Source organism: Acidovorax sp. LjRoot74 (assembly GCF_964254355.1).
In the GTDB taxonomy this organism is placed as follows: domain Bacteria; phylum Pseudomonadota; class Gammaproteobacteria; order Burkholderiales; family Burkholderiaceae_C; genus Acidovorax.
Genome location: NZ_CAXUTI020000001.1, coordinates 1497008 through 1510842, shown reverse-complemented (window position 1 = coordinate 1510842; position 13835 = coordinate 1497008). Strand labels below are relative to the sequence as shown.

Below are 13835 nucleotides of genomic sequence, written 5' to 3'. Positions count from 1 at the left end.
GGCAGGCGTCCCCAGTGCCCCCGCGCGGGGAAGGGGATTGGCGCGACCTGCGAGCGTAACAAAACGGCACCTGGGCCAGCGCAGCGTTGCAAGCGCTTACGTATAGGGTCCGCGATGCAGGCAGCTGGGGTAGCCATCGGGCTTTTCTCCCGATGGACAGGCCCGCCCAAAGTGCGCACACTGGCAAAAAAACCTGTTCCAAGCTGCTGCGTTGCGCGGCCCTCCCCCTGCCTAGCGCGCGGCCCACGCCAATCCCACTGCAAGGAGATGCCATGAACCGCGTGCATTACGACAGCCACCAGCTGGACGAGCTGGTGCTGCAGATGATGGAGACCGAACAGGTGGGCGAGAGGGTGTACCGCGCCGCCCTTGCCTGCGCCCACCACCCCGCCCTGAAGAAAGAATGGCAGGGCTACCTGAGAGACAGCCAGGCGCACCAGGGCGTGGTGCGCCGCATGTGCGACGCGCTGGGCCTGGACCCACAGGCCCCCACGGCCGCGCGGGCCGTGGTCCGGCAACTGGGCGACGCCTGGGTGCAAGCCATTGAGACCGCCCAGCGCACCAGCGACCCGGACACCGCCCAGCGCGTGGCCTGCGAATGTGTGCTGCACGCCGAAACCAAGGACCACGCCAACTGGGAGCTGCTGGGCCGGGTGGCCCGGGTGGCCGTGGGCGACGTGGGCCAGACGCTGAAGGCCGCCCACAAGGCTGTGGAGAAAAACGAGGAGCACCACCTGCAGCACATCCAGGGCTGGCACCGCGAACTGGCTATTCAGGCGCTGGGCCTGCCCGCCGTGCTGCCACCACCCGAGGCGGGCAAGAAGATGGGCCTGGGCGGCACGCCCCGCAGCGAACCCCAGGTGGCCCTGCACTGACGAATGAGCGATGGGGGTGCGCCAGCGCACGCCCCAGCCGGTCAGCCCGGCTGCGCCGTGACACCGCCCGCCGGTGCATCGGCCAACGTGGCCTGACCCTTGCCGCCATGTTTGCTGGCGTAGAGCGCGCGGTCCGCACGGTCCATCAGCGCGGACAGGGACTCCACCGCCGGGCCCTGGAACAGCGCCACACCGATGCTGGCCCCCGTGAGCACATGCTGGCCGTTGTCGAGCCCGATGGGCGCCACCAGCGCCGCCAGCACTTTGTGCGCCTGCTCCATGGCGGCCTCGGGCGAGGCCACGGCGTTGAGCACCAGCGCAAATTCATCGCCCCCCAGGCGGGCCGCCGTGTCGCTGGCGCGCGCCAGCCCCGTCAGGCGCTGCGCCACACGCACCAGCACCTGGTCGCCACTGCCATGGCCCAGGCTGTCGTTGACGGCCTTGAAGCCATCCAGGTCCACCAGCAGCAGCGCACCGGCGCGGTGGTCGCGGTAGGCCGCCAGCACGGCTTGCGACAGGCGGTCTTCAAACAGGCGCCGGTTGGGCAGCCCCGTGAGGCGGTCGTGGCTGGCCAGGGCCAGCACCTGCTGGTGCGCTCGCACCAGCCGCGCACTCAGCAGACCCAGCACCAGCGCAAAGGCATAGGCCAGCATCACCACCAATGCGGGCGCACGGCCTGCGGCGCCCCAGCCGCCCGTGGGCACAGCCCCCAAAATCCAGCTGCCGCCGCCGGGCAGCGGCACATCGAGCGTGGCCGGGGCTTCGTCAAACAGCTGGGGGCGGCCCACAAATACTGCGCCCTGCGCGCCCATGGCGTCCAGGCCCCGCGCCGCCACCTGAAAGCCCATCTGCTCGGAGTTGAGCCCCACGTCGGCAAACAGGGTGTCGGCATTGACCGTGAGCGACACGATGCCCCAGTACTGCGGCCCGCCCACGGGCGGCCGCTCGGGCGGGTGGGCCAGAAACACGGGCGTGCGGCTGATAATGCCCAGCCCCCCTTGCACCAGGGGGATGGGGCCCGCCACCACCGTGCGGCGGGACTGGATGGCCCGCTCCACGGCGCCGCGCTGCTGTGGATTGTCCAGGTAGCGCAGGCCGATGGCGCGCTCGTTGCCCACGCGCGGATACACGTCGGCGATCACGTTGTCGGGCGCCAGCGCCAGGTTGCGGATGTTGCGCTGGTGCTCCAGCAGGCGGCCGACCACGGTGGCAAAGATGTCGGGCGCCATGCTGCCCTGCGCGGCAATGAAGGCAGCCACCGTTTCAGGCACCGACAAGGTGCTTTGCAGCTGCCGGTCCAGCCGATCGCGGATCTGCAGCAGGTGGCTTTGCGCCTGGGCCGCAATCTCGGCCCGGGCCTTGGTGTGCGAAATGTCGATGACCACCCAGGCCAGCAGCGCGGCCAGCGCGCCGCTGCACACCCCCACCACCAGGGGCAGGTACCGATGCTGGATCCAGTTGGAAGGAAGGCGGCTGGTGGGCATGGGAAAAGAAGGAGTGCAAAAAAATGCGACCCCTCGCACACCGGAACTGCGCCCGGAGCGCGGAGGCCGGGCACAGCATAAGCGAACGCAGCCTGCGCGCGGCAGGCCCGCCCGCATCTTGGGCGCCAGCCCCGGCCTGCCTGGGCCGGCTTACTGCGCCACGAAGCCGCTGGTCTTGATGATGCGCGCCCAGGCCTCGGTGTAGGCCTTCTCGCGCGCGGCCAGTTGCTGGGGCGACATATGGCCCACCGTGAGGCCCATGGCCGTGAGGTGGTCGCGCACATCGGGCTGGGCCACCACCTTGGCCAATGCATTCGAGAAGTCGGTGACGAACTTCTGCGGCGTGCCAGTGGGGGCGTAGATGCCGTAGTACGGCAGGTCTTCAAAGCCCTTGAGGCCCATCTCATCGAACGTGGGCACGTCGGGCATCGCAGCCTGGCGCTTGGTGCCCAGCACGCCCACCACGCGCACCTTGCCCGCCTTGTGGTTTTCCATGAAATCCTGCACCGAGGCCACGCCCGCGCTGATCTGGTTGCCCAGCATGTCAGCCATCATGGGGGCGCTGCCCCGGTAGGGTGCGGACACCAGGTCCAGCTGGTACTTCTGCCCGACCAGCTTGACCAGGAACTCCGGCGTGGACGCCGGGGCAGGAATGCCCACCGCCCCCTTGCCACCGCCCGATGCCTTGAGCCAGCCCACGTATTCGGTGAACGACTTGGCGGGGGTGCCACCCGAGACGGCAAACGCGTTCACAAAGGTGGCAAAGCCGCCCACGGCCACAAAGTCGCGCGCGGGGTCGAAGCCGGGGTTCTTGACCACCTGGGGCAGGATGGAGATGGTGTGGTCGTGCGTGAGGAACAGCGTGGTGCCGTCTGGCGCCGAGGCCTTGAGCGCCTGCGCGGCAATCTGGCCGCCCGCACCGGGACGGTTCTCGACCACCACGGGCTGGCCCAGCTCATCCTTGAGTTTTTCGGCCAGCGTGCGCGCAATGGCGTCGGTGCCGCCGCCGGGTGGAAAACCCACAAGCAGGCGGATGGGTTTGGCCGATTGGGCCGATGCCAGGCCCACAGCCAGTGCGGCGCCCACAAAGGCACCGGTGCGCACCAGGCGGGACAGCAGTTTGCGGCGGGAGGTTGTTGTCATGGCAGAACTCAGGTTGATTCAACAAAAAAAGGGCTGCGGGGATCGCCCGTGCACCAAGCACGACCCGGGCCAGCGGCCACCGCACTGCGGCGGCGGAATCCCCCTTCTCGCATTGCGCAGCCATGCGATGGAAGGAGGACGGCGCGCAGCGCCTCAGGGCGCCGCCCTTATTTTTCCAGGCGCGCGCGGTGGCGGGCGACTTGGATACGCACCTGGGCGGGCGCGGTGCCACCCAGCGTGTTGCGCGCATTGAGCGAGCCGCGCAGGCTCAGCACTTCGTAGACATCCTTCTCGATCTGCGGGTGAAAACCCTGCAGCACGTTGAGGGGCAGCTCCGAGAGGTCGCAGTTGTGCGAGGTGGCGGCCTTCACCGCGTGCGCCACCGTTTCGTGCGCGTCACGGAACGGCAGGCCCTTCTTCACCAGGTAGTCGGCCAGGTCGGTGGCGGTGGCGTAGCCCTTGAGTGCGGCCTGCTCCATGGCCTGCGGATTGACGGTGATGCCGCCTTCCTTCTTACCGGTGGCAGGGTTCAACTGGCCGCCGACCATCTCGGCAAAGATGCGCAGCGTGTCCTTGAGCGTGTCCACGGTGTCGAACAGCGGCTCCTTGTCTTCCTGGTTGTCCTTGTTGTAGGCCAGGGGCTGACCCTTCATCAGCGTGATGAGGCCCATCAGGTGGCCCACCACGCGGCCGGTCTTGCCGCGCGCGAGTTCGGGCACGTCGGGGTTCTTCTTCTGCGGCATGATCGACGAGCCGGTGGTAAAGCGGTCGGCAATCTTGATGAAGCCGAAGTTCTGGCTCATCCAGATGATGAGTTCTTCAGAGAGGCGGCTCACGTGCACCATGCACAGGCTGGCGGCGGCGGTGAACTCGATGGCAAAGTCACGGTCGCTCACTGCGTCCAGGCTGTTCTGGCACACCACGGGGAACCCGTTCACATCCACCATGCCCAAGGTTTTTGCGACGCGTTCGCGGTCCAGCGGGTAGGTGGTGCCCGCCAGCGCGGCGCTGCCCAGCGGCAGCACATTGGTGCGGCGGCGCACGTCGGCCATGCGCTCGGCGTCGCGCTTGAACATTTCCACATAGGCGAGCATGTGGTGGCCAAAGCTCACGGGCTGGGCCACCTGCAGGTGGGTGAAGCCGGGCAGGATCACCTCGACGTTCTGCTCGGCCACATCCACCAGCGACACCTGCAGTTCTTTCAGCAGGTCGCCGATCAAATCAATTTCGCCGCGCAGCCACAGGCGCACGTCGGTGGCCACCTGGTCGTTGCGGCTGCGGCCGGTATGCAGGCGTTTGCCCGCGTCGCCCACCAGCTGGGTCAGGCGCGCCTCGATGTTCAGATGCACGTCTTCCAGGTCCAGCTTCCATTCAAAGGCGCCGGACTCGATTTCGGCGGTGATCTGTGCCATGCCCTTCTGGATGGAGGCGTGGTCGGCGGCAGAGATCACGCCCTGGGCTGCCAGCATCTCGGCGTGCGCCAGGCTGCCCGCAATGTCGGCCTGCCACAGGCGCTTGTCGAAGAACACGCTGGAGGTGTAGCGCTTGACCAGGTCGCTCATGGGCTCGGAAAACAGCGCCGACCAGGCCTGGGCCTTGGTGTCGAGCTGGTTGTGGGACGGCGCAGAGTCAGCGCTGGTGGCTTGGGCTTTGGACATAAGGAGGGCAATAATCCGGAAGTTCAGACACCCGGACAACCCGGGCGCCGCAATGCAAAACACGCAAATTTTATCGACCCCGCCCCCGCTGCCGGATTCTGCGCCTCCAGAACGGTCCGTGCGCAGCGTGCGGGCCGCTGCGGGCGCCTGGCCGGGCGGGCAGCCGCCGCGTGGTCGGGCCCTGGTGTTTGACGCCTGCCAGGTCGGCGTGGTGCTGCGGGCCGTGCTGTTTGTGGAGGTGGTGGTGGGCGTGGGGGCCATGTATGGCGCCAGCAGCCCGCTACAGTGGCTGGCCAGCCTGGCGCTGCTCACGGGCGGCGCCCTGCCCGCCACGCTGGTGTGGCTGATCACGGCCTGCAGCCTCAAGACCGTGCTGCAGCGCCTGTCCACCGCGCAGCAGTATGCGGCCGGCGTGCTGCTGGGCGCACTGGCCGGTGCCTATGGCTGCGGCATGCTGGCGCTGGTGGGCATGGCCGCCTCGCCCCCCTGGCTGGCAAGTGCGGCCACGGGCGCCCTGCTGGCCGCGATGCTGGTGGCCGCGCTGGTGCTGCGCGCACGGGGCCGCACTCCGGCGGCCACCACGGCTCGCCTGACCGAGCTGCAGTCGCGCATCCGCCCGCATTTTTTGTTCAACACCCTCAACAGCGCCATCGCCCTGGTGCGCGAAGAACCCGCCAAGGCCGAATCGCTGCTGGAGGACCTCTCCGACCTGTTCCGCGTGGCCCTGGTGGAGCAAGGTGAATCGGTCACGCTGGCCGAAGAGATCACGCTGGCGCGCCGCTACCTCGCCATCGAGGAGGTGCGTTTTGGCAAACGCCTGCAGGTGCAGTGGAACCTGGACCCGCGCACCGACAACGCCCGCCTGCCCCCACTGCTGCTGCAGCCGCTGGTCGAGAACGCCGTCAAACATGGCGTGGAGCCCAGTGCGCGCGGCGGCAAGCTGCGGGTGCTGACTGAGCTGCGTGGCAGCCGCGTGGTGGTGCGCATCACCAACACCCTGCCTCCAAAGGAAAACCGCCATGGCGCGCACGACGACACCGGCGCGGGCAGTAGCAAAGGGCATGGCATTGCGCTGGCCAATGTGCGGGCCCGGCTGGCGCTGCTGCACGATGTGCAGGGCGAATTCACGGCGGGCGTGCAGGATGGCCTGTACCAGGTGCGCATCTCGCTGCCGTTGCCCGAATCCAGACAACGCCCCGGCCAGCCGGCCCGCGTGCGGCCCCCCCTGCGCCGGGGGGCGCCACCGCTGCGCCGGGGGGCGGTTGCAGCCCCTGACGAGCATCCGCTCCCGGACGATCCCCACTCCCCATGACCGCTGCCATGAACATCCTCATCGTTGACGACGAAGCCCTGGCCCGCAGCCGCCTGCGCACCCTGCTGTCCGACTGCGCCGACACCCAGCGCATCTCCGTGGCCGAGGCCGCCAACGCGGGCGAGGCACTGGCGCAGTTGGGGCCCACTGGGGGGCGCGCGTTCGACCTGGTGTTGCTGGACATCCACATGCCGGGGCAGGACGGCCTCTCGCTGGCGCATGCGCTGCAGGCCCTGCCCCAGCCCCCGGCGGTGGTGTTTGTCACGGCCCACGCCGACCATGCGGTGAGCGCGTTCGAGCTGGATGCCGTGGATTACCTCACCAAACCCGTGCGCCGCGAGCGCCTGCAGCAGGCGCTGGCCAAGGTGCAGCGCAGCGCCCGCGCCCCGGCTCCGGCCGCAGCCCCCAGCGTACCCGAGGGCGAAACCCTGCTGATCCAGGACCGGGGCCGCACCGAGCGCCTGCCCCTGGCCGAGGTGCTGTACTTCAAGGCCGAGCAAAAGTACGTGACCGTGCGCACCCCCACCCGCAGCTACATCATGGATGGCTCGCTCAGCGAGATCGAGATCAAGTTCGCGCCACGCTTCATGCGCATCCATCGCAATGCCCTGGTGGCTCGCCGCGCCGTGCGCGCGCTCGAAAAACACTACGACCCCGAAGAAGGCGAGGGCTGGGCCGTGCGGCTGCAGGGATCGACCGAGCTGCTGGCAGTGTCGCGCAGGCAGGTGGCGGCGGTGCGGGAAGAGTTGGCGCGGTAGATTGGAAGCTTTTTAGAGCCCCTCCGCGCTACCATCAAAAGAAGTTAGCTACAAACAATATAGCAATCGACAAATATAGGCTTGCCGGGGCGGTAGTCGGGGGCTACTCCCTCTGAAAAGGCGGGGCCAGGCCCGGCTGGCACCCACCGGTACCCACCCGCAACATCAATGCGCGTGCGCCGCCCCGCTCACCAGCGTGACGATCACCATGCCCGCGATCAGCCAGGTGATCTGCGCAATGGTTTCCCTGGCCGTGAGGCGCTTTTGCAGCTGGGGGATCAGGTCGGCCAGCGCCACATACACAAAGCTGCTGGACGCCACCGCCAGGAAGTAGGGCAAAAGGTCTTGCAGCTGCCCCACCAGGAAGTAGCCCACCACGCCGCCCAGCGCTGTCACCGCCCCGGCCAGCGACACCTTGACCAGCGCCATGCGGCGGTTGGTGCTGGTCTGGCGCAGCACCACCAGGTCGCCCATGTGGTGCGGCACCTCGTGCGCCAGCACCGACACGGCAGCAATCACCCCCAGGCGCAGGTCGGCCATGAAGGCCGAGGCGATCAGGATGCCGTCGCCGAAACAATGCACGCTGTCGCCGGTGAGCACGGCCCACCCGCCCGAGCGCGGGCCGTGGTGATGGTGGGCGTGGCCATGGTCATGGCCGTGGTGGGCATCGTGGGAATGCCCGTGGCCTTGCGGTGCGGGCTCCGGGTGGCTGTGTTCATGCCCGTGGTGCCACAGCTCGGCCTTGTCGAGCAAAAAGAAGAACACCACGCCCACTAGCAGCGTGGCAAACAGGTCGTGCGCGCCCGCCTGGCTCTCGAACGCCTCGGGCAGCAGGTGCATGAAGGCCGTGGCCAGCAGCGCGCCCGCCGCCAGGCTGAGCAGGTGCTGGGGCCCCACGCTGTCGGCCCGCCCGCCCAGGCCCAGCCGCATGAGCAGCGCGGCCAACCACACGCTGCCAATGCCTGCGGCCAGTGTGGCCAGGATGATTGCTACCAAAGTCATAGCTAAATACGCTTTATAGATAGGCGCAAAGGCCTATTTTTCTCTTCAAAAAACACACCCCAACCCGCGACAAAAAAGCCGCCCCCGTGGGGGCGGCTGCTGTCAACCCACCGGCACAGCGCCGGACTCGGTCACGCGGGAGGGGTCACACCACGCCCTGGGCCTTGAACCAGGCCAGCGCACGCTTCCAGCCATCCTCGGCCGCTTCCTTGCGGTAGCTTGGGCGGTAGTCGGCATGGAAGGCGTGGGGCGCGTCGGGGTACACCACAAAATCCGATGCCTTGGCCTGCGGCGAGCCACCGGCCAGGGCAGCTTTCATCTTATCAACCGTGTCAAGAGGGATGCCGGTGTCTTTTTCGCCATACAGGCCCAGCACCGGCGCCTTGAGGATGGGGGCGATGTCCACGGGGTGCTTGGGCGTGAGTTCGCTGGCCTGGCCCACCAGGCGGCCATACCAGGCCACACCGGCCTTGACCGGGCCATGTGCGGCATACAGCCAGGTGATCCGGCCACCCCAGCAAAAGCCGGTGATGCCCACACGCGCCGCGTCGCCACCGTTGGCGGCGGCCCACTGCACGGCGCCGTCCAGGTCGGCCATCACCTGGGCATCGGGCACCTTGGAGACCACCTCGGCCATGAGCTTGGCGATTTCGGTGTACTGCGAGGGATCGCCCTGACGCGCATACAACTGCGGCGCGATGGCCAGGTAGCCCGCCTTGGCGAACCGGCGGCAGGTGTCGGCGATGTACTCGTGCACGCCAAAAATCTCCTGGACCACCAGCACCACCGGCAGGCCCGTCTTGCCCGCGGGCGCCGCGCGGTAGGCGGGCACCTTGAAGCCGTTGACGGTGAAACTCACCTCCCCCACCGTGAGCCCATCGGCGGGTGTGGCAATGGCCGTCTGGGCCATGATGGGCGCGGCTGCAGCCGCATAACCAAGGCCCAGCGCCGCCTGCAGCGCGGTGCGGCGGGTGGCGCCCGCGTCGGTGGTGCGCCCGGGCAACAGGGCGTGGGCATCGGCGTGGAGGTCGTCATTGAACATGGGGGTTCTCCAAAAAAGGGGGCCAAGAAGGGGACGAGCCCCGCAGTCTAGGGCTTGTTGCGGGGTTTTGCAGGCCGCCTTGCGGCAGCCCCCGGAGCGGGCTCAAGGCGACGTCTGCAGCCTGCTGGGGTTTACCGCAGGGCGGCATTTTCGGGTATCGAAATTGGGGCAGCACTGCTAGACTTTCTTCGAACTGCCCGGCTTTTGCCGCGTGCGCCCCACCCACCCACCCCATACCCGCCAGGTAAACCAGCCCCTCAGCCCCTAGCCGCGACTGCCCCACCGCATGCACCGCACCACGCCCTCCACCCTGCCGCGCGGACACCTGCTGGCGTTGCTGGTGGCGGGGGCTTGTGGCAGCGGCGGCCTGGCCTTGCTGACCTGGGCCCTGGCCAGCCGGTCGATGGACCTGGTCACCCGCATCGCGTTCACCACCGCAGGCGCCGGTCTGCTGGCCAGCGCCCTGCTGTCATGGTGGCTGGTGCGGCAGGTGCAGGCGCTGCGCGCCACCGCCCACGATGCCCAGGCGGCCGCACAGCGCGCCAACACCCAGCTGTCGGCCACGCTCGACATCCTGCCGGACGGGCTGGCCATCTATGACGCCGACGACCGCCTGGTGCTGTGCAACGCCCAGTACCGAGAGGTGAACACGGGCACCTCGATGGCCCTCGACTACGGCACCCTGTTCGAGGATGTGCTGCGCCGCGCCGCACGTTCCGGCCACATCGTGGACGCCCGGCCCGACGTGGACACCTGGCTGGCCCACCGCATGGCCCGCCACCGCGCCCCCAACCTGCCCGAGGTGCAGGAAGTCGAAGGCGACCGCTGGATGCGGATCACCGAGCGACTCACCGAAGGCGGCGGCGTGGTGGTGCTGCGTGCCGACATCACCGATGTGGTGCACAAGGAGCGCGCACTCAAGCAGGCGCTGCACGACGCCGAGCGCGCCGAACGCAGCCTGCGCGAGGCCGTCAACGCCATGCCCGCCGGGCTCGAAATCTACGACGAAGAAGACCGCCTGGTGCTGTGCAACGACCAGATGGCACGCCTGCGTCCGCACCTGCCCGTGGCCGACTCGCTGGGCAAGACCTACGAAGAGCTGCTGCGCGCGGGCCTGCGCCACGGCATCCCCGAGGAGGCCAGCGGCCAGGAAGAGCTGTGGCTGGCACACGAAATGGCACTGCGTGGCCACCGGCCCGGCCCCGAGGTGCGCCACTACCCCAATGGCGCCTGGATGCACATGCACGAAAGCCGCACGCCCTCGGGCATGACGGTGGTGGTGCGCCTGGACATCAGCGACCTGATCGAGCAGCGCCACCAGGTCGATGCCGCGCGCCAGGAAAACCAGCGCATCCGGCAGCTTCTGGAGCGTGCGGTCGAGGCCCTGCCCGTGAGCATCGAGATCTTTGACGAGCAGGACCGGCTGGTGCTCTTCAACCAGCAGCTCTCGCGCATGTACCCGCACATGAACTACCCGGAGCACCTGGGCAAAGGGTTTGCCGACATCCTGCGCTACTCGGTGGAGCGGGGCCTGATCCCTTCGGCCCAGGGCCGCGAGGAAGCCTGGATTGCCGAGCGCCTGTCCGAGCATGGCAGTCGCACATCCACCCTGGTGCAGCGCCTGGCCGACGGGCGCTGGATCAACATCTACGAAACCCGCACCCCCGAGAACTACGTGGTGGCCGTGCGCCTGGACATCACCGACCTGATCGAGCAGCGCCAGGCCCTGGAAAGCGCTCAGGAAGCCGCCCAGCAGGCGCGCGAGCTGCTGCAGGACGCCGTCGAATCGCTGCCCGAAGGGTTTGCCCTGTTTGATGCAGACGACCGGCTGGTGGTGTGCAACGCCCAGTACCGCAGGCTCTACCCCATCTCCGCACCGGTGATCGTGCCAGGCAGCACCTTCGAGCAGATTGCACGCTACGGCGCCGAGCGGGGCCAGTACCTGGACGCCGTGGGCAACGAAGAGGGCTGGGTCGCCCAGCGCGTGGCCGACCACCGTGCCGCCAACCAGGCCGTGCTGCAGCGCCTGCCCGAGGGCCGCTGGCTGCAGGCCGACGAGCGGCGCACGCCCCAAGGCGGCATCGCCGGTGTGCGCACCGATGTGACCCAGCTGGTGCGCAAGGAGCAGGAACTGGCCGCCGCCAACGCCAAGCTGGCCCTGCTGTCCACCACCGACGGCGTGACCGGCATCAGCAACCGGCGCCGCTTTGACGAGCGGCTGGCCGCCGAGTGGATGCGCTGCGGGCGCCACCACTTGCCACTGGCCGTGGTGCTGATCGACATCGACCATTTCAAGCTCTACAACGACCACTACGGCCACCTGGCGGGCGATGAATGCCTGCGCCGCGTGGCCCAGCTGCTGCAGGGCAACATCCGCCGTGCGGACGAAATTGCTGCGCGGTATGGCGGCGAAGAATTTGTGCTGCTGCTGCCCGACGCCACCGTGGCCGATGCGGTGACGGCCGCCCAGCGCTGCATGGACAGCCTGCGCGCAGCCGCCCTGGCCCACCCCCGCTCGCCCACGGCGCCCATCATCACGCTCAGTGCGGGGGTGGCCAGCGTGGTGCCGCGCCCTGGGGCCCAGCCAGACAGCCTGGTGCAGTCCGCCGACGCGGCCCTGTACCGCGCCAAACATGGCGGCCGCAACCGGCTGGAGGTGTTTGACGAGGCGGGCTGATCCTGCTGGGGGCCCAATGCGCCACACACGCCGCCTGCGGTGACCCTCAAGGCTCCCGGACTGAAAACTTTCAGGCCTGGGCAATGCCCACGGTGACCATATCGCAGTAGGCATGCCGGGCCAGCGCCGAGGCCAGCACCACCGAGGGGTTCACCAGCGCTATCCCTTCCAGCCGGGGGTGCTCTGACAGCGCCAGCGGAATCTCGGTGCAGCCCATGATCAGCGTGGACACGCCGTAGCGCTCCTGCAGCGCCATCGACACGGCTTCAAAGCGCTGGCGCGCCAAGGGGTAGTTGCCCGCCTTCACACCTTCATAGATGCCCTGCATCAGCTGCTCGCGCTCGGGGTCTTCGGGCAAAAAGCAGGCGATGCGTGCACGCTCCAGCTCGCGCTGGTACAGACCGGCATCGTAGGCACCGCGCGTGGCCAGCAGCCCCACGCCCTGCACTTTGCGCGCCGACAGCTCGGCCACCACCTCCTGCACACCGTGCAAAACCACCATCTGCGGAAACCGCTGCTGCAGGATGCCGTGCCACGCGTGGGCCGTGTTGCAGGCAATCGCCACCACCCGCGCCCCCAGCGCGGCCAGCCGCCCGGTGGCCTGCAGCATCGGGTCTGCTGGCTGGTGGGCACCGGGGCGCGTGTCGTTCAGCGCGGCCGTGCGGTCCGGGATGGGCACCTGCGCCAGCCAGTGCTCGGGGTAGGCCTGATCACGCACCGGAATACCCAGCACCTCCATGCGTGTTGTGCAGGCCTGCACAAAAAGGCGCACAAAATCCGCCCCGGCAGCCGGGCCCATCCCGCCCAGGATGCCCACCACCTGCGGGACGTGCGTGGGGCTTGCAGACACCAAAGACATACGCGCTCCGGCTTACTGTGCGGGCTTGTCGCTCTGCGCCACCAGGTTCTCGCGCAGCTCTTTGCTCATGGCCAGGTTCAGATTCTGGTTGCGCGGCGGCACGGGCGACATGAACCACTTGCTGTAGAGCTTGTCGAATTCGCCGGACTTCATCATCCCGCCGATCACGCCGTTGACCAGCGCCTGGAACTGCGGATCGTCCTTGCGCAGCATGCAGGCGTAGGGCTCCACTTGCAGTGAATCGCCCACCACCGTCCACTCGGCAGGGTTGCGCTGATTGCCCATCAGGCCAAACAGCAGGATGTCGTCCATCGCAAAAGCCTCAGCCCGCCCCGAATCCACCAACAACAGGGAGTCGTCATGGTCCTTGCCCAGCACGATGTCCATGTCGAGATTGTTGTCGCGGTTGTACTTGCGGATGACCTGCGCGTTGGTGGTCCCCGAGGTGCTGGCCACCTTCTTCCTGGCCAGGTCGGCGTAGTTCTTGACGCCCGAGGTCTTCTTGGTCAGCAGGCGTGTGCCGGTGTAGAAGTAGTTGATGGCAAATTGCACATCCTTGCCACGCACCGTGTTGTTGGTGGTCGATCCGCACTCCAGGTCAATGGTGCCGTTGGTCAGCAGCGGAATGCGGTTCTGCGATGTCACGGCCTGCAGCTCCACCTTGATGGCCGGGTTGTTCAGGCGCTTCTTCACCGCGTCCACCACCGCGTTGGAAATGTCCACCGAAAACCCCACGGGCACACCCGGGCCCGACAGGTAGCTGAAGGGCACCGACGACTCACGGTAGGCCAGCGTGATCTTGCCCGAGTCGGCAATCTTCTTGAGGGTGTCGGCATGGGCCACGGTGCAGGACAGCAGGCCAACCCACACCAGGGCAGCAGACGTGACGGCGGAGAGCTTCATGGGGATCCCTTTGCAAAAAAAGCAGGTAAGCGGGTACGCGGGTTGAGGAAAAACAGAACGCAGGGGCACTGTAAAAACTCGCGGCGCCGTTGAACAATTCATTCGCGGGGGTGCGTCATGAT

At 67.9% G+C, this 13835-nt stretch carries 11 protein-coding genes; 4 read left to right on the top strand and 7 right to left on the bottom strand.

The genetic code is table 11. The features are described from left to right. Positions 1-272 precede the first annotated feature (272 nt). A complete protein-coding gene (locus ACSQ3O_RS06935) occupies positions 273-875 on the top strand; it encodes a hypothetical protein (RefSeq protein ID WP_436138319.1) in 603 nt (200 codons plus the stop codon). Between the two features lie 41 nt (positions 876-916). Here the strand turns inward: ACSQ3O_RS06935 and ACSQ3O_RS06930 are convergent, their stop codons facing one another. From ACSQ3O_RS06930 to argH, 3 genes are all read right to left on the bottom strand, one after another. Then, positions 917-2359 (bottom strand): diguanylate cyclase domain-containing protein, encoded by a 1443-nt coding sequence (locus tag ACSQ3O_RS06930; RefSeq protein ID WP_436138318.1) that lies wholly within the window; start codon positions 2357-2359, stop codon positions 917-919. A gap of 150 nt (positions 2360-2509) precedes the next feature. Then, positions 2510-3502 carry a Bug family tripartite tricarboxylate transporter substrate binding protein gene (locus ACSQ3O_RS06925; RefSeq protein WP_436138317.1) on the bottom strand — a complete coding sequence of 331 codons (993 nt, stop codon included), beginning with the start codon at positions 3500-3502 and terminating at the stop codon, positions 2510-2512. Between the two features lie 167 nt (positions 3503-3669). Then, entirely contained in the window at positions 3670-5160 is a 1491-nt protein-coding gene (gene argH, locus ACSQ3O_RS06920) for an argininosuccinate lyase (protein WP_436138316.1), read from the bottom strand. A gap of 52 nt (positions 5161-5212) precedes the next feature. Here argH and ACSQ3O_RS06915 point away from each other — a divergent pair, with 52 nt between their 5' ends. Both ACSQ3O_RS06915 and ACSQ3O_RS06910 read left to right on the top strand, forming a co-directional pair. Next, the gene (locus ACSQ3O_RS06915; protein WP_436138315.1) at positions 5213-6472 is read left to right on the top strand and encodes a sensor histidine kinase; all 1260 of its coding nucleotides are present in this window, start codon (positions 5213-5215) and stop codon (positions 6470-6472) included. A gap of 8 nt (positions 6473-6480) precedes the next feature. After that, on the top strand, positions 6481-7230 hold the full coding sequence (locus ACSQ3O_RS06910; RefSeq protein WP_436141085.1) for a LytR/AlgR family response regulator transcription factor: 750 nt from the start codon (positions 6481-6483) through the stop codon (positions 7228-7230). Between the two features lie 165 nt (positions 7231-7395). Here ACSQ3O_RS06910 and ACSQ3O_RS06905 read toward each other — a convergent pair whose 3' ends face one another. Next, complete coding sequence (locus ACSQ3O_RS06905; RefSeq protein WP_436138314.1) at positions 7396-8232, bottom strand: ZIP family metal transporter; 837 nt, start codon at positions 8230-8232, stop codon at positions 7396-7398. A gap of 145 nt (positions 8233-8377) precedes the next feature. Then, a complete protein-coding gene (locus ACSQ3O_RS06900) occupies positions 8378-9274 on the bottom strand; it encodes a dienelactone hydrolase family protein (protein WP_137746117.1) in 897 nt (298 codons plus the stop codon). A gap of 286 nt (positions 9275-9560) precedes the next feature. Between ACSQ3O_RS06900 and ACSQ3O_RS06895 the strand changes: the two genes are divergently transcribed. Continuing rightward, positions 9561-11951: a PAS-domain containing protein gene (locus ACSQ3O_RS06895; RefSeq protein WP_436138313.1), complete on the top strand. Its 2391-nt coding sequence runs from the start codon at positions 9561-9563 to the stop codon at positions 11949-11951. 70 nt (positions 11952-12021) lie between these two features. Here ACSQ3O_RS06895 and ACSQ3O_RS06890 read toward each other — a convergent pair whose 3' ends face one another. Both ACSQ3O_RS06890 and ACSQ3O_RS06885 read right to left on the bottom strand, forming a co-directional pair. Further along, positions 12022-12810 (bottom strand): aspartate/glutamate racemase family protein, encoded by a 789-nt coding sequence (locus tag ACSQ3O_RS06890; RefSeq protein WP_436138312.1) that lies wholly within the window; start codon positions 12808-12810, stop codon positions 12022-12024. A 12-nt stretch (positions 12811-12822) separates the two neighbouring features. Next, positions 12823-13713, bottom strand: a complete 891-nt coding sequence (locus tag ACSQ3O_RS06885) for a transporter substrate-binding domain-containing protein (RefSeq protein ID WP_436138311.1) — start codon at positions 13711-13713, stop codon at positions 12823-12825. Positions 13714-13835: the final 122 nt, after the last annotated feature.